The organism is Shigella sp. FJ200513, from assembly GCF_040495915.1.
Lineage (GTDB): Bacteria > Pseudomonadota > Gammaproteobacteria > Enterobacterales > Enterobacteriaceae > ECMA0423.
Genome location: NZ_JBDYCV010000004.1, coordinates 1 through 20,940, shown reverse-complemented (window position 1 = coordinate 20,940; position 20,940 = coordinate 1). Strand labels below are relative to the sequence as shown.

Sequence of the window (20,940 nt, the reverse complement as noted above, 5' to 3'; positions counted from 1 at the left end):
GGAGGAAGCGTGCGATATCTGGCAACACTGTTGTTATCTCTGGCGGTGTTAATCACCGCCGGGTGTGGCTGGCATCTGCGTGACACCACGCAGGTTCCTTCCACTATGAAGGTCATGATCCTGGACTCAGGCGATCCGAACGGGCCATTAAGCCGTGCGGTGCGTAACCAGTTACGTCTGAATGGTGTCGAGTTGCTTGATAAAGAAACCACGCGTAAGGACGTTCCATCCCTGCGTTTGGGTAAAGTGAGCATCGCGAAAGATACCGCATCGGTATTCCGTAACGGTCAAACAGCAGAGTATCAGATGATCATGACGGTGAATGCGACCGTGTTGATCCCCGGCCGTGATATCTACCCGATTAGCGCCAAAGTCTTCCGTTCATTCTTCGATAACCCGCAAATGGCGTTAGCGAAAGATAACGAACAAGACATGATCGTAAAAGAGATGTACGACCGTGCTGCCGAACAGCTGATTCGTAAGCTGCCAAGCATCCGTGCTGCGGATATTCGTTCCGACGAAGAACAGACGTCGACCACAACGGATACTCCGGCAACGCCTGCACGCGTCTCCACCATGCTGGGTAACTGATGATTCGGTTGTACCCGGAACAACTCCGCGCGCAGCTCAATGAAGGGCTGCGCGCGGCGTATCTTTTACTTGGTAACGATCCTCTGTTATTGCAGGAAAGCCAGGACGCTGTTCGCCAGGTAGCTGCGGCACAAGGATTCGAAGAACACCACACTTTTTCCATTGATCCCAACACTGACTGGAATGCGATCTTTTCGTTATGCCAGGCTATGAGTCTGTTTGCCAGTCGACAAACGCTATTGCTGTTGTTACCAGAAAACGGACCGAATGCGGCGATCAATGAACAACTTCTCACACTCACCGGACTTCTGCATGACGACCTGCTATTGATCGTCCGCGGTAATAAATTAAGCAAAGCGCAAGAAAATGCCGCCTGGTTTACTGCTCTTGCGAATCGCAGCGTGCAGGTGACCTGTCAGACACCGGAGCAGGCTCAGCTTCCCCGCTGGGTTGCTGTGCGCGCAAAACAGCTCAACTTAGAACTGGATGACGCGGCGAATCAGGTGCTCTGCTACTGTTATGAAGGTAACCTGCTGGCGCTGGCTCAGGCACTGGAGCGTTTATCGCTGCTCTGGCCAGACGGCAAACTGACATTACCGCGCGTTGAACAGGCGGTGAATGATGCCGCGCATTTCACCCCTTTTCATTGGGTTGATGCTTTGTTGATGGGAAAAAGTAAGCGCGCGTTGCATATTCTTCAGCAACTGCGTCTGGAAGGCAGCGAGCCGGTTATTTTGTTGCGCACATTACAACGTGAACTGTTGTTACTGGTTAACCTGAAACGCCAGTCTGCCCATACGCCACTGCGTGCGTTGTTTGATAAGCATCGGGTATGGCAGAACCGCCGGGGCATGATGGGCGAGGCGTTAAATCGCTTAAGTCAGCCGCAGTTACGTCAGGCCGTGCAACTCCTGACACGAACGGAACTCACCCTCAAACAAGATTACGGTCAGTCAGTGTGGGCAGAGCTGGAAGGGTTATCTCTTCTGTTGTGCCATAAACCCCTGGCGGACGTATTTATCGACGGTTGATATGAAATCTTTACAGGCTCTGTTTGGCGGCACCTTTGATCCGGTGCACTATGGTCATCTAAAACCCGTGGAAACGCTGGCGAATTTGATTGGTCTGACGCGGGTCACAATCATCCCTAATAATGTTCCTCCGCATCGTCCCCAGCCGGAAGCGAACAGCGTGCAGCGTAAACACATGCTTGAACTGGCGATTGCCGACAAGCCATTATTTACTCTTGATGAACGCGAGCTAAAGCGCAATGCCCCCTCTTACACTGCGCAAACACTGAAAGAGTGGCGGCAGGAACAAGGACCGGACGTGCCGCTGGCGTTTATTATTGGTCAGGATTCATTGCTGACCTTTCCGACCTGGTACGAATACGAAACGATACTCGACAATGCACATTTGATCGTCTGTCGGCGTCCAGGTTACCCACTTGAAATGGCGCAACCGCAATACCAGCAATGGCTGGAAGATCATTTGACACATAACCCGGAAGATCTTCACCTTCAGCCTGCCGGTAAAATTTATCTGGCTGAAACGCCGTGGTTTAACATCTCGGCGACCATCATCCGCGAACGTTTGCAAAACGGTGAATCGTGTGAGGATTTATTGCCGGAACCGGTATTGACTTACATTAACCAACAAGGCTTGTATCGCTGATACCTGTCGTTACGGAGGGCATGATGCGACTGTGGTTAATTCGTCATGGCGAAACACAAGCGAATGTCGATGGTCTGTACAGCGGTCATGCGCCCACACCCCTGACCGCACGCGGTATTGAGCAAGCGCAAAATCTGCATACACTGCTAGATGATGTTTCCTTTGACTTGGTTTTATGCAGTGAACTGGAACGGGCACAGCATACCGCGCGACTGGTTCTCAGTGACCGCCAGCTCCCCGTTCATATCATCCCTGAACTCAACGAAATGTTTTTTGGCGACTGGGAGATGCGACATCATCGCGACCTCATGCAAGAAGATGCCGAAAACTATAGCGCGTGGTGCAATGACTGGCAGCATGCTATCCCCACGAACGGTGAAGGATTTCAGGCATTTTCGCAACGTGTGGAACGCTTTATCGCAAGGCTTAGTGAATATCAGCACTATCAGAATATTTTAATCGTCAGCCATCAGGGCGTACTGAGTCTGTTAATTGCTCGTTTAATTGGCATGCCTGCCGAGTCTATGTGGCATTTTCGCGTTGACCAGGGGTGTTGGAGCGCCATTGATATCAACCAAAAATTCGCGACGCTACGCGTCCTCAATAGCCGTGCCATCGGGGTCGAGAACGCATGACTTTTCTGTTTTTTTACGGGTAAGCCGCAACGACCATTGACAGCCCCGGGCAGGCTGATATTCTCCGCAGCCAGACTTTTTCCGCCAGACACGACTTTGTAGAAATTGTTTTACAAAAATGGCGATGCAATCTGCGGCGCGGGGTGGGATGATAGCCCACTTTCGAAAGCCGATTCGGCGACAATTGTCCCGAAATCGCCTCTGGTTCAGGTATACTGACAGACCATTTTTATCTATTTGATTCACCCAGGGGGAAAACTTGCAGGGTAAAGCACTCCAGGATTTTGTTATCGACAAAATTGATGACCTCAAAGGTCAGGACATCATCGCCTTAGACGTTCAAGGCAAATCCAGCATCACCGACTGCATGATCATCTGTACGGGTACGTCCAGCCGTCATGTTATGTCCATTGCTGACCACGTTGTGCAGGAGTCTCGCGCAGCGGGCCTGTTACCGCTCGGCGTAGAAGGTGAAAACAGCGCCGACTGGATTGTCGTGGATTTGGGCGATGTGATTGTCCATGTCATGCAGGAAGAGAGCCGTCGCCTGTATGAACTGGAAAAACTCTGGAGTTAATGCGTGAAGCTGCAACTTGTCGCCGTGGGAACGAAAATGCCGGACTGGGTACAAACCGGTTTTACCGAGTACCTGCGTCGTTTTCCGAAAGATATGCCCTTCGAGCTGATTGAAATTCCGGCCGGCAAACGCGGCAAGAATGCGGACATCAAGCGCATACTCGACAAAGAGGGTGAGCAGATGTTGGCGGCCGCAGGCAAAAACCGCATTGTCACCCTCGATATTCCAGGCAAGCCCTGGGATACGCCGCAGTTAGCCGCTGAGCTGGAACGCTGGAAGCTGGATGGTCGCGACGTAAGTCTACTGATTGGCGGGCCTGAAGGGTTGTCGCCTGCCTGTAAAGCGGCGGCTGAGCAGAGCTGGTCGCTGTCGGCGCTTACCCTCCCCCATCCGCTGGTTCGCGTGCTGGTCGCAGAGAGTCTGTACCGGGCGTGGAGCATCACCACCAACCATCCTTATCACCGTGAGTGATAAGGGAGCTTTGAGTAGAAAACGCAGCGGATGAAACTACAGAACTCTTTTCGCGACTATACGGCAGAGTCCGCGCTGTTTGTGCGCCGGGCGCTGGTCGCCTTTTTGGGGATTTTGCTGCTGACCGGCGTGCTTATCGCCAACCTGTATAATCTGCAAATTGTTCGCTTTACCGACTACCAGACCCGCTCTAATGAAAACCGCATTAAGCTGGTGCCTATCGCGCCCAGCCGCGGCATTATCTACGACCGTAACGGTATCCCTCTGGCCCTCAACCGCACTATCTACCAGATAGAAATGATGCCGGAGAAAGTCGATAACGTGCAGCAAACGCTGGACGCTTTGCGCAGCGTGGTAGATCTGACCGATGACGATATTGCTGCATTCCGAAAAGAGCGCGCACGTTCACACCGTTTCACCTCTATTCCGGTGAAAACTAACCTAACCGAAGTACAAGTAGCTCGCTTTGCCGTCAATCAGTACCGTTTTCCGGGTGTCGAAGTTAAAGGCTATAAACGTCGTTACTATCCTTACGGTTCGGCGTTGACCCACGTCATCGGCTATGTGTCGAAAATCAACGATAAAGACGTCGAACGCCTGAATAATGACGGCAAACTGGCCAACTATGCGGCAACGCATGATATTGGTAAGCTGGGCATTGAGCGTTACTATGAAGACGTGCTGCACGGTCAGACCGGTTATGAAGAGGTTGAAGTTAACAACCGTGGGCGTGTTATCCGCCAGTTAAAAGAAGTACCACCGCAAGCCGGACACGATATTTACCTGACGCTGGATCTCAAACTCCAGCAATATATTGAAACGCTGCTGGCGGGTAGCCGCGCAGCTGTGGTTGTTACCGAACCGCGTACAGGTGGGGTGCTGGCGCTGGTTTCCACGCCTAGTTATGACCCAAACCTGTTTGTTGACGGTATCTCCAGCAAAGATTATTCCGCCTTGCTGAACGACCCGAATACACCGCTGGTGAACCGCGCCACACAGGGGGTTTATCCTCCCGCGTCTACAGTTAAACCCTATGTGGCGGTTTCGGCATTAAGCGCCGGGGTGATCACGCGCAATACGACGCTGTTTGACCCAGGCTGGTGGCAACTACCAGGGTCGGAAAAACGTTATCGTGACTGGAAAAAATGGGGCCACGGGCGTCTGAATGTCACAAGATCGCTGGAAGAATCTGCGGATACCTTCTTCTATCAGGTGGCCTACGATATGGGGATCGATCGCCTCTCCGAATGGATGGGTAAATTCGGTTATGGTCATTACACCGGTATCGACCTGGCGGAAGAACGTTCCGGCAACATGCCTACCCGCGAATGGAAACAGAAACGCTTTAAAAAACCGTGGTATCAGGGTGACACCATTCCGGTTGGTATCGGCCAGGGTTACTGGACAGCGACCCCAATCCAGATGAGTAAGGCACTGATGATCCTGATTAATGACGGTATCGTGAAGGTTCCGCATTTGCTGATGAGCACCGCCGAAGACGGCAAACAGGTGCCATGGGTACAACCGCATGAACCGCCCGTCGGCGATATTCATTCCGGTTACTGGGAGCTGGCGAAAGACGGTATGTACGGTGTTGCTAACCGCCCTAATGGTACGGCGAATAAATACTTTGCCAGCGCACCGTACAAAATTGCGGCGAAATCTGGTACCGCTCAGGTCTTCGGTCTGAAAGCGAACGAAACCTATAATGCGCACAAAATTGCCGAGCGTTTACGTGACCACAAACTGATGACCGCCTTTGCGCCATACAACAATCCGCAAGTGGCTGTCGCCATGATTCTGGAGAACGGCGGCGCGGGTCCGGCGGTTGGTACGCTGATGCGCCAGATCCTCGACCACATTATGCTGGGTGATAACAACACCGATCTGCCTGCGGAAAATCCAGCGGTTGCCGCAGCGGAGGACCATTAATCATGACGGATAATCCGAATAAAAAAACATTCTGGGATAAAGTCCATCTCGATCCCACAATGCTGCTGATTTTACTGGCATTGCTGGTTTACAGCGCCCTGGTTATCTGGAGCGCCAGCGGTCAGGATATTGGCATGATGGAGCGTAAAATCGGCCAAATCGCGATGGGTCTGGTCATCATGGTGGTGATGGCGCAAATTCCTCCACGCGTTTATGAAGGCTGGGCCCCCTATCTCTATATCATCTGTATTATTTTGCTGGTGGCGGTAGATGCTTTCGGAGCCATCTCTAAAGGCGCTCAACGCTGGCTGGACCTCGGTATTGTTCGTTTTCAGCCGTCGGAAATTGCCAAAATAGCCGTACCACTGATGGTTGCGCGCTTTATCAACCGCGACGTTTGCCCGCCATCGTTGAAGAATACTGGCATCGCGCTGGTGCTGATATTTATGCCCACGCTGCTGGTGGCTGCACAGCCTGACCTGGGAACATCAATCCTCGTTGCGCTTTCCGGTCTGTTTGTACTGTTCCTCTCTGGCCTTAGCTGGCGTCTGATTGGCGTCGCAGTAGTGCTGGTAGCGGCGTTCATTCCGATTCTGTGGTTCTTCCTGATGCATGATTACCAGCGCCAGCGCGTAATGATGCTCCTGGACCCGGAATCAGACCCACTCGGCGCGGGCTATCACATTATTCAGTCTAAAATTGCTATTGGCTCCGGCGGATTACGCGGCAAAGGCTGGCTGCACGGCACTCAGTCACAGCTTGAATTTCTCCCCGAACGCCATACTGACTTTATCTTCGCGGTACTGGCGGAAGAGCTGGGATTAGTGGGCATTCTGATTCTGCTCGCTCTCTACATTCTGCTGATCATGCGCGGGCTGTGGATAGCCGCCAGAGCGCAAACCACCTTTGGTCGCGTCATGGCTGGTGGCTTAATGCTGATATTATTCGTTTATGTCTTCGTAAATATTGGTATGGTAAGCGGTATTCTGCCGGTTGTAGGGGTTCCGCTCCCACTGGTCAGTTATGGAGGATCGGCGCTAATTGTGCTGATGGCTGGGTTCGGGATTGTAATGTCAATCCACACCCACAGGAAAATGTTGTCGAAAAGCGTGTAAGAGGTGCGCAATGCGTAAGCAGTGGCTCGGGATCTGCATCGCGGCAGGAATGCTCGCGGCATGTACAAGCGATGATGGTCAGCAACAGACGGTAAGTGTACCGCAGCCTGCGGTATGTAACGGCCCCATAGTTGAAATTAGCGGGGCGGACCCGCGTTTCGAACCACTGAACGCGACGGCAAATCAGGATTACCAGCGCGACGGTAAAAGCTACAAAATCGTGCAGGATCCGTCTCGATTTAGCCAGGCGGGACTGGCGGCAATCTATGATGCCGAACCAGGCAGTAACCTGACGGCCTCTGGCGAAGCTTTCGATCCGACAAAGCTGACGGCGGCCCATCCAACGCTTCCGATCCCCAGCTACGCCAGAATCACTAACCTGGCTAACGGGCGAATGATCGTGGTGCGCATTAATGATCGCGGCCCTTACGGCAACGACCGCGTTATTTCGCTTTCTCGCGCGGCAGCTGACCGTCTTAACACGTCAAACAACACCAAAGTTCGTATCGATCCGATTATTGTCGCCCAGGATGGTTCGCTTTCTGGTCCTGGTATGGCTTGTACCACAGTCGCCAAACAGACTTACGCCCTGCCTGCACCTCCCGATTTAAGCGGTGGCGCGGGAACAAGTTCAGTGTCTGGCCCGCAGGGTGACATTCTTCCGGTCAGTAATTCGACGCTAAAAAGCGAAGATCCGACCGGCGCGCCGGTAACCAGTAGCGGTTTCCTCGGCGCTCCAACGACCTTAGCGCCTGGTGTACTGGAAGGCAGCGAACCGACGCCTGCGCCACAGCCCGTTGTTACAGCTTCGTCGACAACGCCTGCAACCTCGCCTGCAATGGTGACACCGCAAGCCGCCTCGCAAAGCGCCAGCGGCAACTTTATGGTGCAAGTCGGGGCCGTAAGCGATCAGGCTCGTGCGCAACAGTACCAACAGCAACTGGGACAGAAGTTCGGCGTCCCCGGTCGCGTAACTCAAAATGGCGCGGTCTGGCGGATCCAGCTTGGCCCATTCGCCAGCAAAGCCGAAGCCAGTACCTTGCAGCAACGTTTGCAAACCGAAGCCCAATTACAGTCATTTATTACTACCGCGCAGTAGCGTAAAGCAGGCATCTGATGTGTCAATTTCTGTAAATGACGTTAACAAAGTCACGCGGAAAGTCAGATGCCTGCCGGTAGTGCATTTGCTATAGTAGGGCACTTTTTTAATTCCATCACGGATGTCGTAGTTCAGACCATGAATACCATTTTTTCCGCTCGTATCATGAAGCGCCTGGCGCTCACCACGGCTCTTTGCACAGCCTTTATCTCTGCTGCACATGCCGATGACCTGAATATCAAAACTATGATCCCGGGTGTACCGCAGATCGATGCGGAGTCCTACATCCTGATTGACTATAACTCCGGCAAAGTGCTCGCCGAACAGAACGCAGATGTCCGCCGCGATCCTGCCAGCCTGACCAAAATGATGACCAGTTACGTTATCGGCCAGGCAATGAAAGCCGGTAAATTTAAAGAAACTGATTTAGTCACTATCGGCAACGACGCATGGGCCACCGGTAACCCGGTGTTTAAAGGTTCTTCGCTGATGTTCCTCAAACCGGGCATGCAGGTTCCGGTTTCTCAGCTGATCCGCGGTATTAACCTGCAATCGGGTAACGATGCTTGTGTCGCCATGGCCGATTTTGCCGCTGGTAGCCAGGACGCTTTTGTTGGCTTGATGAACAGCTACGTTAACGCACTGGGCCTGAAAAATACCCACTTCCAGACGGTACATGGTCTGGATGCTGATGGTCAGTACAGCTCCGCGCGAGATATGGCGCTGATCGGCCAGGCATTGATCCGTGACGTACCGAATGAATACTCGATCTATAAAGAAAAAGAATTTACGTTTAACGGTATTCGCCAGCTGAACCGTAACGGCCTGTTATGGGATAACAGCCTGAATGTCGACGGCATCAAAACCGGACACACTGACAAAGCAGGTTACAATCTTGTTGCTTCTGCGACTGAAGGCCAGATGCGCTTGATTTCTGCGGTGATGGGTGGACGTACTTTTAAAGGCCGTGAAGCCGAAAGTAAAAAACTGCTAACCTGGGGCTTCCGTTTCTTCGAAACCGTTAACCCACTGAAAGTAGGTAAAGAGTTCGCCTCTGAACCGGTTTGGTTTAGTGATTCTGATCGCGCTTCGTTAGGGGTTGATAAAGACGTGTACCTGACCATTCCGCGTGGTCGCATGAAAGATCTGAAAGCCAGCTATGTGCTGAACAGCAGTGAATTGCATGCGCCGCTGCAAAAGAATCAGGTCGTCGGAACTATCAACTTCCAGCTTGATGGCAAAACGATCGAGCAACGCCCGCTGGTTGTGTTGCAAGAAATCCCGGAAGGTAACTTCTTCGGCAAAATCATTGATTACATTAAATTAATGTTCCATCACTGGTTTGGTTAAAAATTGAACACTTGAAAGTGTAATTTCCGTCCCCATATACTAAGCATCAGTAAAAAAACTCCCGCCTTCTGGCGGGAGTTGCTATTTAATTACGTTACGCCGGAGCTGACATGAAAACCAAACTTAACGAACTGCTTGAATTCCCTACTCCTTTTACTTACAAAGTTATGGGGCAGGCGTTACCTGAGCTGGTTGATCAGGTGGTTGAAGTGGTACAGCGCCATGCGCCAGGTGACTACACCCCAACGGTAAAACCAAGCAGCAAAGGCAACTACCACTCGGTATCTATCACTATCAACGCCACTCATATCGAGCAGGTTGAAACACTGTATGAAGAACTGGGCAAAATCGATATTGTCCGCATGGTTCTGTAACTCGCTTCTCCGTTACCCGGCTCCTGGTCGGGTAACTCCCCTCTCCTCGCTGTGATATACTTTTCCCCCACTTTTACTCATTCTCCACGGAGATGCCGTTTTGTATCAGGATAAAATTCTTGTCCGCCAGCTCGGTCTTCAGCCTTACGAGCCAATCTCCCGGGCTATGCATGAATTCACCGATACCCGCGATAATAGTACCCTTGATGAAATCTGGCTGGTCGAGCACTATCCGGTATTCACCCAAGGTCAGGCAGGAAAAGCGGAGCACATTTTAATGCCGGGTGATATTCCGGTGATCCAGAGCGATCGCGGTGGGCAGGTGACTTATCACGGGCCGGGACAACAGGTGATGTATGTGTTGCTTAACCTGAAACGCCGTAAACTCGGTGTGCGTGAACTGGTGACCTTGCTTGAGCAAACAGTGGTGAATACCCTGGCTGAACTGGGTATAGAAGCGCATCCTCGGGCTGACGCGCCTGGTGTCTATGTCGGGGAAAAGAAAATTTGCTCACTGGGTTTACGAATTCGACGCGGTTGTTCATTCCACGGTCTGGCATTAAACGTCAATATGGATCTTTCACCATTTTTACGTATTAATCCTTGTGGGTATGCCGGAATGGAAATGGCTAAAATATCACAATGGAAACCCGAAGCGACGACTAATAATATTGCTCCACGTTTACTGGAAAATATTTTAGCGCTACTAAACAATCCGGACTTCGAATATATTACCGCTTAATTCCATACATCAATGGCCCAATTTACACTGGGTCATTACTCATAATACCTGCTAATGCTTTACATCTCCTTCGCGTTTGTATATTTTCTTTATCACTTGCAGAAATGCGGTGCCACGCCTTGCTCCGTAACTCACCCCATTGATTAACCTATTGAAATGGTTGATTATGGTGAGCAAAAGCGTTCCGTTCCAATTAGACATAAGATTATTGTAATTTTTTAAATATTATTTTTCCATGAATAAAATTGGAGTAAGTGCGTGGATAGTAATAATCAAATTGAACCCTGTTTAAGCAGAAAGTCGTCAGAAGGTAAACCACAAATATTTACAACCTTACGAAATATTGATCTTAACCTTCTGACTATTTTTGAAGCTGTATATGTACATAAAGGGATCGTTAATGCAGCGAAAGTGCTTAATCTGACCCCCTCGGCAATCAGTCAGTCTATTCAGAAACTGCGCGTTATATTCCCTGACCCATTGTTTATTCGCAAAGGCCAGGGTGTCACTCCTACCGCATTTGCGATGCATCTACATGAGTATATCAGTCAGGGCCTTGAGTCCATTCTTGGCGCGCTGGATATCGAAGGAAGCTATGATAAGCAACGAACGATAACTATTGCGACCACTCCCTCGGTCGGAGCCCTGGTCCTTCCTGTCATCTATCGGGCGATTAAAACTCACTATCCGCAGCTTTTACTGCGCAACCCGCCCATCAGCGACGCGGAAAACCAACTCAGTCAGTTTCAAACCGATCTCATCATCGATAACATGTTTTGCACCAATCGTACGGTGCAACATCATGTTCTGTTCACCGACAATATGGTGTTAATTTGCCGCAAGGGAAATCCACTACTCTCTTTAGAAGATGACAGAGAGACTATCGACAACGCTGCGCATGTACTTCTGTTACCGGAAGGGCAAAATTTCAGCGGTCTGCGGCAGAGAGTTCAAGAGATGTTTCCGGACCGGCAAATCAATTTCACCAGCTACAACATTTTGACAATCGCTGCACTGGTTGCCAACAGTGACATGTTAGCGATTATTCCCAGCCGTTTTTATAACCTGTTTAGTCGTTGCTGGCCGCTGGAAAAACTGCCTTTTCCGTCCTTAAATGAGGAGCAAATAGATTTCTCTATCCACTACAACAAATTCATCCTGCGTGATCCCATCCTGCACGGAGTAATAGATGTTATCCGTAATGCATTTTGAAAAAGTATTGTTACAGCCAGATCACAGCGCAGAACGATAAAATGGCACAATCCAACAACAATTTTACATTTTCGCGACCGCTTTGGCTGCTTTCAGGTCCGTTTCAATGATATACTGCCAGTCGTTAATTCAAAAATAGTTGATAATTACAACAATCTATTGAATTGAAACGCTTTCCTTCGTAATTCGCAACTGGAACACGCACGCTATGAGTAAACCCATTGTGATGGAACGCGGTGTTAAATACCGCGATGCCGATAAGATGGCCCTTATCCCGGTTAAAAACGTGGCAACAGAGCGCGAAGCCCTGCTGCGCAAGCCGGAATGGATGAAAATCAAGCTTCCAGCGGACTCTACACGTATCCAGGGCATCAAAGCCGCAATGCGCAAAAATGGCCTGCATTCTGTCTGCGAGGAAGCCTCCTGCCCTAACCTGGCGGAATGCTTCAACCACGGCACAGCAACGTTTATGATCCTCGGCGCTATTTGTACCCGCCGTTGTCCGTTCTGTGATGTTGCCCACGGTCGCCCGGTAGCTCCTGATGCCAATGAACCAGTGAAACTGGCGCAGACCATTGCCGATATGGCGCTGCGTTATGTGGTTATCACCTCCGTTGACCGTGATGACCTGCGCGATGGCGGTGCCCAACACTTTGCGGATTGTATTACTGCCATTCGGGAAAAAAGCCCGCAAATCAAAATTGAAACTCTGGTGCCGGATTTCCGCGGTCGAATGGATCGTGCTCTGGATATTCTGACTGCAACGCCCCCAGATGTGTTCAACCATAACCTGGAAAACGTACCGCGTATTTACCGGCAGGTACGGCCTGGCGCAGATTACAACTGGTCGCTGAAGCTGCTGGAACGCTTTAAAGAAGCGCATCCGGAAATCCCGACCAAGTCTGGTCTGATGGTGGGTCTGGGTGAAACCAATGAAGAAATTATTGAGGTAATGCGCGACCTGCGCCGTCATGGTGTGACGATGTTAACGCTGGGGCAATATTTGCAGCCAAGCCGCCATCACCTGCCGGTTCAACGTTACGTTAGCCCGGATGAGTTCGACGAAATGAAAGCCGAAGCGCTGGCGATGGGCTTTACCCATGCTGCATGCGGTCCGTTTGTCCGCTCTTCTTACCACGCCGATTTGCAGGCGAAAGGAATGGAAGTTAAGTAATCCTGTAATAATTACTTACATCTGTCTGATAAAAAACCCGCTTTTTGAAGCGGGTTTTTTGTATCGAACAAGATATTGAGGGAGCGTCCTGCTCGCCACGTCACTCTTTATGAGAGAGCTTTTCAGCCTGAAGATCAACGTCTGCGCCTTTTTTCGCCGCAGCATCGTCATCATTCATCGCCTTCTTGAACCCTTTAATGGCCGCTCCAAGGTCTCCGCCCAGCGTACGTAACTTCTTAGTCCCAAACAGCAGAACGACCAGCGCCGCAACTACCAGCAGTTTGGTAATACTAATCTCACCCATAGATACCTTCTTGACATATAACCGGCAACAGAACGCGCCTTAAAAACCAGAGAATATTAACGGTCATTCGACGCGCGCACACAATAGCAATCTGTAACAAGGTGAATCAAGCGCCGAGTAAAAAAACATCATAATAATTGCGGCGGCGCAAAGCGACGGTTGTTTAAGATGGGCAGTTGCGCGCGCACCTGACGCACACGTTCGGGCGTCACTTCCGCCATAATGAGTGCAGGCATTTCTGACGCTGCCGCAATGGTGACGCCAAAGGGATCTATAATCCGGCTTTGCCCGATATTTTTGTTCCCGCACTCCCCCGCCGCCACCATATAACAGGTGGTATCCAGCGCACGAGCGGCAAGCAACGTTGACCAGTGATGCTCTTTGAGCGGCCCACGAACCCAGGCGGCAGGAAGTACCAGGATTTCAGCTCCCTGTAAAGCCTGTGCCAGCGCCAGCTCTGGAAAGCGTAAGTCATAACAGGTCATCAGACCGACCTTCATCCCTTCCACCTCCAGTAACGGAGCTATTTCATTACCAGCATCAACATGGCGTGATTCCTGAATGGCAAATGCATCATAGAGATGCAGTTTGGCATAACGGGCGACGATGTTTCCTGCCTGAAGTGCCACCAGCATATTCCATGCGCGCCCCGGCGTTGAAGGAAGATGAATCGTCAGAATTGTCGTCATCATGTTACGTTTACTTTCTCGCCGTAAACGTCCGAGGAATTCGCCTTCCAGCAGCTGTGCTGATTTAACCGATAGATCTGCATCATGATCATCGCGCGCCAGCAATGCTTCCGGCAGGACAAACAGCGATACGTCGTTTTCCGCCGCCTGCGCCATCAACGAGGCACAAATCTCAGCGTTCTTTTCCCACACAGATGTAACAGCAAACTGTCCTGCAGCAACCAGCATTGCCACCTCCTGTCAGAGTCGTAAAATTCGCCAACGACGATTATTCGGCGTTACACTTATCACTCATACAAATCAAATAGCAGGATTTTGCAGTGTTACAACTTCTTTTAGCAGTTTTTATTGGCGGTGGTACGGGAAGCGTAGCGAGATGGCTGTTAAGTATGCGATTTAACCCGCTGCATCAGGCGATTCCGTTGGGGACGCTGGCAGCAAACCTGATTGGGGCATTCATCATAGGAATGGGATTCGCCTGGTTCAGCAGGATGACGAACATTGATCCAGTGTGGAAAGTATTAATCACCACCGGATTTTGTGGCGGTCTAACAACCTTCTCAACATTTTCGGCAGAAGTGGTGTTTTTGTTACAAGAGGGCCGCTTTGGCTGGGCATTACTGAACGTTTTCGTCAACCTTCTGGGGTCTTTTGCCATGACCGCACTGGCATTCTGGCTGTTTTCGGCCTCAACCGTACACTAAAGACCAAAAAAAACCCGCTGATTAAGCGGGTTTTGAATTCTTGCTGACGTATCTTACAGAGCGATTACGTTTGCAGCAGAAGGGCCTTTGGCACCGTTAGTGATTTCGAACTCTACGCGCTGACCTTCAGCAAGAGTTTTAAAACCATTAGTCTGGATTGCAGAGAAGTGTACGAACACGTCTTTGCTGCCGTCTTCCGGAGTAATGAAACCGAATCCTTTGGACTCATTAAACCACTTAACGTTACCTTTAATCTTAGACATCAAAATTACCTTTACATGAAAAATAGACACAAATGCTGTGTCGGTTATCAGTACACCAATTGTGGTACGCTTTGTCCAGTGCAACTTTACTAAAAAGTGATAAAAGTCGCGTTATTTTTGATGTTGCTTATTTTAGTTATTGATTTTAAAGAAGTTACTAAAACTTCATTTGTCTCAAAACTGAAAGCGCATCCAGGCAAAGTACACATTGCCATTGTTGTAGGTACCCGGAATGTAGGTCATCTGAAAAGTCACTGGGCCATAACCCACGGAGGCCAATGGCAGTAGAACCGGGAGAGGGATGTAATTCCAGTTATCGCGTGCCGTTACGCCAGCGGTGAATCCCAGACCTAAATGAAAATTTTCATCCGCCAGCGGTCGCCAGGTACTTTCCCATCCGTATCCGGCAATCGGTTCCCATTTGTTCCACGAGTCCTTAAATGCCATGGCATACAGGCCATGCCAGTTTCCTTTTTCATCCCAACGCGACAGGCCAAAACCGCCACCCCACGGTCGCTCGTTATAGCGATCGGTTTTTTCTTTGTCGTAAGCGAAACGTGCATGCCAGGTGATGGCAGGAATATATAAATCATAATGTTCAGGCTGTTGCCAGGTTTGTGCAATATTTTCTCTAAACGTTGTCATCCTCTCATCTGCGTTAGCAAAAACTTTACCAACGCTGATTAACTGAATAAAAACAAAGGAAAAGATAGCGACATATTTACTCACGTTCATTTGTGACCATAAAACATTTATCAAAAATCTACTACTAGCATAGCAAAGCTACAATTAACATAACCTTAATAGACCCAACATAAAGAATAATCTGAATAGCTGCTCTATTTATTTCCGCTTGTTCAAGTTAAATATTTCCGCGCATCGATTAAAGATGATGCGTCGTTTTCTGCGATGGGAATAGTCAAAAAAGAAAAACCAAGTCTTTTTTGATGACAAAATGCAATCAAGGAAAAATTATTTTATTTTTTTAACGAGATACAACAATCATCTTAACGAAGTATATAATATATATCGTCAACCCATGCTCATATTAGATTATTTTTTGAGCGCACAGCCGCAGCTAACACCATTGCAATTAACAAATTTGCATCAATCCACCATCAATTTACACACATTATTATGTGATAATTGCCAACCGCTAAATATGCGTTTTGTTATCTATGTATAAAAACAGCAACTTCAATGTCTTAATGGCAGTTTTTCTTGATTTTAATCAGCATTCATCGCCAATTTATTGGGCATATTTTTTCCTTAAGCTTTAGGAAGTTTTTATTATTTACTTTGGGCCTGGAGACAGGAAAAATTATGCTGACATTCATTGAACTCCTTATTGGGGTTGTGGTTATTGTGGGTGTGGCTCGCTACATCATTAAAGGGTATTCCGCCACTGGTGTGTTATTTGTCGGTGGCCTGTTATTGCTGATTATCAGTGCCATTATGGGGCACAAAGTGTTACCGTCCAGCCAGGCTTCAACAGGCTACAGCGCCACGGATATCGTTGAATACGTTAAAATATTACTAATGAGCCGCGGCGGCGACCTCGGCATGATGATTATGATGCTGTGTGGCTTTGCCGCTTACATGACCCATATCGGCGCGAATGATATGGTGGTCAAGCTGGCGTCAAAACCATTGCAGTATATTAACTCCCCTTACCTGCTGATGATTGCCGCCTATTTTGTTGCTTGTCTGATGTCACTGGCCGTCTCTTCCGCAACCGGTCTGGGGGTTTTGCTGATGGCAACCCTGTTTCCGGTGATGGTAAACGTTGGTATCAGTCGTGGCGCAGCAGCTGCCATTTGTGCCTCCCCGGCGGCGATTATTCTCGCACCGACTTCAGGGGATGTGGTGCTGGCGGCGCAGGCTTCCGAAATGTCGCTGATTGACTTCGCCTTCAAAACGACGCTGCCTATCTCAATTGCTGCAATTATCGGCATGGCGATCGCCCACTTCTTCTGGCAACGTTATCTGGATAAAAAAGAGCACATCTCTCATGAAATGTTAGATGTCAGTGAAATCACCACCACTGCCCCCGCGTTTTATGCCATTTTGCCGTTCACGCCGATCATCGGTGTACTGATTTTTGACGGTAAATGGGGTCCGCAATTACACATCATCACTATTCTGGTGATTTGTATGCTGATTGCCTCCATTCTGGAGTTCCTCCGCAGCTTTAATACCCAGAAAGTTTTCTCTGGTCTGGAAGTGGCTTATCGCGGGATGGCAGATGCGTTTGCTAACGTGGTGATGCTGCTGGTTGCCGCTGGGGTATTCGCTCAGGGGCTTAGCACCATCGGCTTTATTCAAAGTCTGATTTCTATCGCTACCTCGTTTGGTTCGGCGAGTATCATCCTGATGCTGGTATTGGTGATTCTGACCATGCTGGCGGCAGTCACGACCGGTTCAGGCAATGCGCCGTTTTATGCGTTTGTTGAGATGATCCCGAAACTGGCGCACTCTTCCGGCATTAACCCGGCGTATTTGACTATCCCGATGCTGCAGGCGTCAAACCTGGGTCGTACCCTATCACCCGTTTCTGGCGTAGTCGTTGCGGTTGCCGGGATGGCGAAAATCTCACCATTTGAAGTCGTAAAACGCACCTCGGTGCCGGTGCTTGTTGGGCTAGTGATTGTTATCGTTGCTACAGAGCTGATGGTGCCAGGAACGGCAGCAGCGGTCACAGGCAAGTAAATAGTAATGCCGGAGGCAAGTTTCCTCCGGCTTTATCATGTCACCCACTGTGGTATATGCGTTGTGGTCTGCCAACTTTGCCGTGAACAATTTCAGCAATAATCAGATGGCGGCTGGCGCAATATTCAAGATAACGCCTGGCAGTGGTGCGGCTGATGGTCAGTGCCTGCGCCACCGTTTCTGCCGTATGTTGCACACCAGGCTCTTTAAACAGTTTTCGCACCGCGTTTAGCGTCAAGGGGTCAATGCCGGTCGGCAGTTCGTCTTTGGGTTCACCGCGAGCATAGGCATTAAACATCTCATCAATTTGCTTCTGGCTGGCGCTATCAATACTTTCCAGCATATGTTTACGCTGGCGGAAACGGGTTAGCGTTTGCCCCAGTGTATTGATTCACTTGAAGTACGAAAAAACCGGGAGAACATTGGATTATTCGGGATCTGATGGGATTAGATTTGGTGGGGCTTGCAAGCCTGTAGTACAAATTTTAGGCGTTAACCAATGAAACGCGAAAGATAGTAAAAAATTGCTTTTGTTTCATTGAAAAAACGAAAAACAAAAACACTATAAATCATTTCAATCATAGCTTCAAAAAACGTTCAAAACCGATAACAACCAGGCTGTCATCAAATGACTCATATCACAAATCAGCTCATGCCGTTTAGGTATGTTACATGTGTGATTATGTGAGGTGAAGTATGTTTTAGCTGGCTCATGGTTGTTATACGGCTTTTTTCGCATCTTGTGGTTCCAACAAAGGAGCTACAGGCTCTTCCTGTTTATGAACACCATACATTGACAAAATCTCTTGGCGAGTTTCTGGAGGTAATTTATGCAGCGCCAAAGCTGTTTGTAGTGTTTGGCGATCAATACCCAGCGTTGCCAATAGGGTGTCAACGGAGATGGAGGGGCGTTCTTGCATTAATCCGGAAAGCCCATATTTAGCCATGTTTAGCTCTATCTCTCGGACTTCATTTTCTCCTAGTTTATTGATTAACAGGGAGAACATTTTCAATGTATCAGCATTCATTTCTTCGATAGCAATTTTTTGCATAGCCGGTATTGCCGGGATATATTCAACCCCAGGCCCGCGACGCCCTTCTTGTGAACGCTTCGGCCATCCTTCTTTCTTTGCTCGTTTATGCACCCCCTGTATTGTCCCAGGCATTCCATCCAGTTCAGTAATTTGTTTGGGTGTCATCCACTGGTTTATCTCATTTGCGCTTTTCATAAACTAAGTTTACCAGATTTATCTATATAAAAATCAATGGATTACAAAATAAACCACATTAACTGATATAAACCGGTTTGGTTTATTTGGTAATGTATAAAACAGATAATCAAGACGAATTATTTGTTTTGGTAACCCTTTATCATACGCAATATGGTTGGTGTGCGAAAGATGAGTAACGATTGGCATCGGGCCGACGTGATTGCGGCCCTCAAAAAAACAGGAACCCCTCTGGCAAAATTGTCCAGACGTTCAGGTTATTCAACCGGGACGCTTGCAAATGCATTAGTCAGGCCATGGCCTAAAGGTGAACGCATTATTGCTGACGCCTTAAACATGAAACCTGAGGAAATTTGGCCTAGTAGATATCTAAGGGATCACAATGAGAGAGTGGATATCAGCAATTGAATGCATGGGTTTATCTGGTTTACCTGGTTCATTAATGGGGGTTCACAAAAGAGCTCAGAGAGAAGGATGGCTCAAGAGAAGAAGAGAAGGAATTAGAGGGGTTGCTTACGAATACCATATATCTTCTCTTCCTAACATTGCTCGAGCTGAAGTTTTGCTCCAACAAGGAAAATTTAAAACCAGTCAGGGATGTTTTGAAATCGCCCGCCCCACGCTGGAAGCTCATGATTATGATCGTGAGGCACTATGGAGCAAATGGGATAAAGCCAGCGATTCCCAGCGCAGCCTGGCTGAAAAATGGTTGCCCTCAATTCAGGCCACAGACGAAATGCTGAACCAGGGGATTTCAACGAAAACGGCTTTTGCGACCGTTGCAGGGCATTACCAGGTCAGCGCATCCACTTTGCGGGACAAGTATTACCAGGTACAGAAGTTTGCGAAGCCTGACTGGGCGGCTGCACTTGTTGATGGACGTGGAGCATCCCGTCGCAATGTTCACAAAAGTGAATTTGACGAGGATGCCTGGCAGTTTCTGATTGCAGATTATCTGCGACCGGAAAAACCCGCCTTCCGCAAATGTTATGAGCGTCTGGAACTGGCAGCCCGCGAGCATGGCTGGAGTATTCCCTCCCGTGCCACGGCCTTTCGCCGGATTCAGCAACTGGACGAGGCAATGGTTGTTGCCTGTCGTGAAGGTGAACATGCACTGATGCATCTGATACCGGCACAGCAGCGAACTGTGGAACACCTGGACGCCATGCAGTGGATCAACGGCGACGGTTATCTGCATAACGTCTTTGTACGCTGGTTTAACGGTGATGTGATCCGTCCGAAAACATGGTTCTGGCAGGATGTGAAAACCCGAAAAATTCTGGGCTGGCGCTGCGATGTGAGCGAGAACATTGATTCAATTCGCCTCTCGTTCATGGATGTTGTGACTCGCTACAGTATCCCGGAGGATTTTCACATCACCATTGATAACACCCGTGGTGCTGCGAATAAATGGCTGACGGGAGGCGCGCCCAATCGCTACCGCTTTAAGGTAAAAGAGGACGATCCAAAAGGACTGTTTTTACTGATGGGTGCGAAAATGCACTGGACAAGCGTTGTTGCCGGTAAAGGCTGGGGCCAGGCAAAACCTGTTGAACGTGCTTTCGGTGTTGGTGGGCTTGAGGAATACGTTGATAAGCATCCGGCACTGGCTGGCGCATATACGGGGCCAAATCCGCAGGCAAAACCTGATAACTATGGCGACCACGCTGTTGATGCAGAGCTGTTTCTGAAAACCTTTGCCGAAGGTGTGGCGATGTTCAATGCCAGAACAGGCCGTGAAACAGAAATGTGCGGGGGCAAACTCTCGTTTGATGATGTTTTCGAGCGTGAATACGCCAGAACGATTGTGCGTAAGCCAACCGAAGAACAAAAACGGATGCTGTTACTGCCTGCCGAGGCGGTGAACGTTTCACGCAAAGGCGAGTTTACGCTTAAAGTTGGCGGCTCCCTTAAAGGCGCGAAAAACGTTTATTACAACATGGCATTAATGAATGCCGGAGTGAAAAAAGTTGTGGTCAGATTTGATCCACAGCAGTTACACAGCACGGTTTATTGAGATAGCCTGAGTTTAACGGACACTCCTTCCTGAAATAGAATGGCATCAGAAGGAGCTAATAATGAGCAGAAAAACCCAA

General features: G+C 49.3%; 22 protein-coding genes and 2 pseudogenes. 18 read left to right on the top strand and 6 right to left on the bottom strand.

Going from position 1 to position 20,940, the window contains the following annotated elements; translation table 11 throughout:
* Positions 1 to 9: 9 nt before the first annotated feature.
* From lptE to lipA, 14 genes are all read left to right on the top strand, one after another.
* Positions 10 to 591 carry an LPS assembly lipoprotein LptE gene (gene lptE / locus ABZJ92_RS01840; protein WP_001269672.1) on the top strand — a complete coding sequence of 194 codons (582 nt, stop codon included), beginning with the start codon at positions 10 to 12 and terminating at the stop codon, positions 589 to 591.
* The gene (holA, locus tag ABZJ92_RS01835; RefSeq protein ID WP_000620544.1) at positions 591 to 1,622 is read left to right on the top strand and encodes a DNA polymerase III subunit delta; all 1,032 of its coding nucleotides are present in this window, start codon (positions 591 to 593) and stop codon (positions 1,620 to 1,622) included. The genes lptE and holA overlap by 1 nt, the downstream gene beginning before the upstream one ends.
* 1 nt (position 1,623) lies before the next feature.
* Entirely contained in the window at positions 1,624 to 2,265 is a 642-nt protein-coding gene (nadD, locus tag ABZJ92_RS01830) for a nicotinate-nucleotide adenylyltransferase (protein ID WP_000838889.1), read from the top strand.
* Positions 2,266 to 2,288: 23 nt separating this feature from the next.
* Positions 2,289 to 2,900, top strand: coding sequence for an adenosylcobalamin/alpha-ribazole phosphatase (locus ABZJ92_RS01825; protein ID WP_001241888.1), 612 nt, complete (start codon positions 2,289 to 2,291; stop codon positions 2,898 to 2,900).
* A gap of 259 nt (positions 2,901 to 3,159) precedes the next feature.
* The gene (gene rsfS, locus ABZJ92_RS01820; protein ID WP_001161664.1) at positions 3,160 to 3,477 is read left to right on the top strand and encodes a ribosome silencing factor; all 318 of its coding nucleotides are present in this window, start codon (positions 3,160 to 3,162) and stop codon (positions 3,475 to 3,477) included.
* Positions 3,478 to 3,480: 3 nt separating this feature from the next.
* The gene (gene rlmH / locus ABZJ92_RS01815) at positions 3,481 to 3,948 is read left to right on the top strand and encodes a 23S rRNA (pseudouridine(1915)-N(3))-methyltransferase RlmH (protein WP_000776104.1); all 468 of its coding nucleotides are present in this window, start codon (positions 3,481 to 3,483) and stop codon (positions 3,946 to 3,948) included.
* A gap of 30 nt (positions 3,949 to 3,978) precedes the next feature.
* Positions 3,979 to 5,880: a peptidoglycan DD-transpeptidase MrdA gene (gene mrdA, locus ABZJ92_RS01810; RefSeq protein WP_000776197.1), complete on the top strand. Its 1,902-nt coding sequence runs from the start codon at positions 3,979 to 3,981 to the stop codon at positions 5,878 to 5,880.
* A gap of 2 nt (positions 5,881 to 5,882) precedes the next feature.
* A complete protein-coding gene (gene mrdB / locus ABZJ92_RS01805) occupies positions 5,883 to 6,995 on the top strand; it encodes a peptidoglycan glycosyltransferase MrdB (protein WP_000131719.1) in 1,113 nt (370 codons plus the stop codon).
* 10 nt (positions 6,996 to 7,005) lie between these two features.
* On the top strand, positions 7,006 to 8,094 hold the full coding sequence (gene rlpA / locus ABZJ92_RS01800; RefSeq protein ID WP_001231405.1) for an endolytic peptidoglycan transglycosylase RlpA: 1,089 nt from the start codon (positions 7,006 to 7,008) through the stop codon (positions 8,092 to 8,094).
* A gap of 138 nt (positions 8,095 to 8,232) precedes the next feature.
* A complete protein-coding gene (gene dacA / locus ABZJ92_RS01795) occupies positions 8,233 to 9,444 on the top strand; it encodes a D-alanyl-D-alanine carboxypeptidase DacA (RefSeq protein WP_001092085.1) in 1,212 nt (403 codons plus the stop codon).
* Between the two features lie 110 nt (positions 9,445 to 9,554).
* Positions 9,555 to 9,818 (top strand): DUF493 family protein YbeD, encoded by a 264-nt coding sequence (gene ybeD, locus ABZJ92_RS01790; RefSeq protein WP_000850550.1) that lies wholly within the window; start codon positions 9,555 to 9,557, stop codon positions 9,816 to 9,818.
* 100 nt (positions 9,819 to 9,918) lie between these two features.
* Positions 9,919 to 10,560 carry a lipoyl(octanoyl) transferase LipB gene (gene lipB, locus ABZJ92_RS01785; RefSeq protein ID WP_000284045.1) on the top strand — a complete coding sequence of 214 codons (642 nt, stop codon included), beginning with the start codon at positions 9,919 to 9,921 and terminating at the stop codon, positions 10,558 to 10,560.
* Between the two features lie 258 nt (positions 10,561 to 10,818).
* Complete coding sequence (locus ABZJ92_RS01780; RefSeq protein ID WP_000378035.1) at positions 10,819 to 11,772, top strand: YbeF family transcriptional regulator; 954 nt, start codon at positions 10,819 to 10,821, stop codon at positions 11,770 to 11,772.
* 208 nt (positions 11,773 to 11,980) lie between these two features.
* On the top strand, positions 11,981 to 12,946 hold the full coding sequence (gene lipA, locus ABZJ92_RS01775; protein WP_000042632.1) for a lipoyl synthase: 966 nt from the start codon (positions 11,981 to 11,983) through the stop codon (positions 12,944 to 12,946).
* Between the two features lie 100 nt (positions 12,947 to 13,046).
* Here the strand turns inward: lipA and tatE are convergent, their stop codons facing one another.
* Complete coding sequence (tatE, locus tag ABZJ92_RS01770) at positions 13,047 to 13,250, bottom strand: twin-arginine translocase subunit TatE (RefSeq protein ID WP_000503931.1); 204 nt, start codon at positions 13,248 to 13,250, stop codon at positions 13,047 to 13,049.
* Positions 13,251 to 13,378: 128 nt separating this feature from the next.
* Positions 13,379 to 14,167 carry a deaminated glutathione amidase gene (locus ABZJ92_RS01765; RefSeq protein ID WP_005049482.1) on the bottom strand — a complete coding sequence of 263 codons (789 nt, stop codon included), beginning with the start codon at positions 14,165 to 14,167 and terminating at the stop codon, positions 13,379 to 13,381.
* Between the two features lie 92 nt (positions 14,168 to 14,259).
* Here ABZJ92_RS01765 and crcB point away from each other — a divergent pair, with 92 nt between their 5' ends.
* Positions 14,260 to 14,643 (top strand): fluoride efflux transporter CrcB, encoded by a 384-nt coding sequence (gene crcB / locus ABZJ92_RS01760; RefSeq protein ID WP_000939741.1) that lies wholly within the window; start codon positions 14,260 to 14,262, stop codon positions 14,641 to 14,643.
* 53 nt (positions 14,644 to 14,696) lie between these two features.
* Here crcB and cspE read toward each other — a convergent pair whose 3' ends face one another.
* Together cspE and pagP are read right to left on the bottom strand one after the other, a co-directional pair.
* Complete coding sequence (gene cspE, locus ABZJ92_RS01755; RefSeq protein ID WP_000034825.1) at positions 14,697 to 14,906, bottom strand: transcription antiterminator/RNA stability regulator CspE; 210 nt, start codon at positions 14,904 to 14,906, stop codon at positions 14,697 to 14,699.
* A 174-nt stretch (positions 14,907 to 15,080) separates the two neighbouring features.
* Positions 15,081 to 15,641: a lipid IV(A) palmitoyltransferase PagP gene (gene pagP / locus ABZJ92_RS01750; RefSeq protein WP_005049488.1), complete on the bottom strand. Its 561-nt coding sequence runs from the start codon at positions 15,639 to 15,641 to the stop codon at positions 15,081 to 15,083.
* Between the two features lie 588 nt (positions 15,642 to 16,229).
* Between pagP and dcuC the strand changes: the two genes are divergently transcribed.
* Complete coding sequence (gene dcuC, locus ABZJ92_RS01745) at positions 16,230 to 17,615, top strand: anaerobic C4-dicarboxylate transporter DcuC (protein ID WP_000955063.1); 1,386 nt, start codon at positions 16,230 to 16,232, stop codon at positions 17,613 to 17,615.
* Between the two features lie 40 nt (positions 17,616 to 17,655).
* Here dcuC and ABZJ92_RS01740 read toward each other — a convergent pair.
* Together ABZJ92_RS01740 and ABZJ92_RS01735 are read right to left on the bottom strand one after the other, a co-directional pair.
* Positions 17,656 to 17,997: pseudogene (locus ABZJ92_RS01740) on the bottom strand (response regulator); the annotation flags it as partial.
* Positions 17,998 to 18,334: 337 nt separating this feature from the next.
* Positions 18,335 to 18,844, bottom strand: a complete 510-nt coding sequence (locus ABZJ92_RS01735; protein ID WP_000833599.1) for a DNA-binding protein — start codon at positions 18,842 to 18,844, stop codon at positions 18,335 to 18,337.
* 153 nt (positions 18,845 to 18,997) lie between these two features.
* Here ABZJ92_RS01735 and ABZJ92_RS01730 point away from each other — a divergent pair, with 153 nt between their 5' ends.
* Together ABZJ92_RS01730 and ABZJ92_RS01725 are read left to right on the top strand one after the other, a co-directional pair.
* The gene (locus tag ABZJ92_RS01730; protein WP_072075105.1) at positions 18,998 to 19,252 is read left to right on the top strand and encodes a helix-turn-helix domain-containing protein; all 255 of its coding nucleotides are present in this window, start codon (positions 18,998 to 19,000) and stop codon (positions 19,250 to 19,252) included.
* Positions 19,227 to 20,858: pseudogene (locus tag ABZJ92_RS01725) on the top strand (transposase domain-containing protein); the annotation flags it as partial. The gene ABZJ92_RS01730 and the pseudogene ABZJ92_RS01725, both read left to right, overlap by 26 nt.
* Between the last annotated feature and the right edge of the window lie 82 nt (positions 20,859 to 20,940).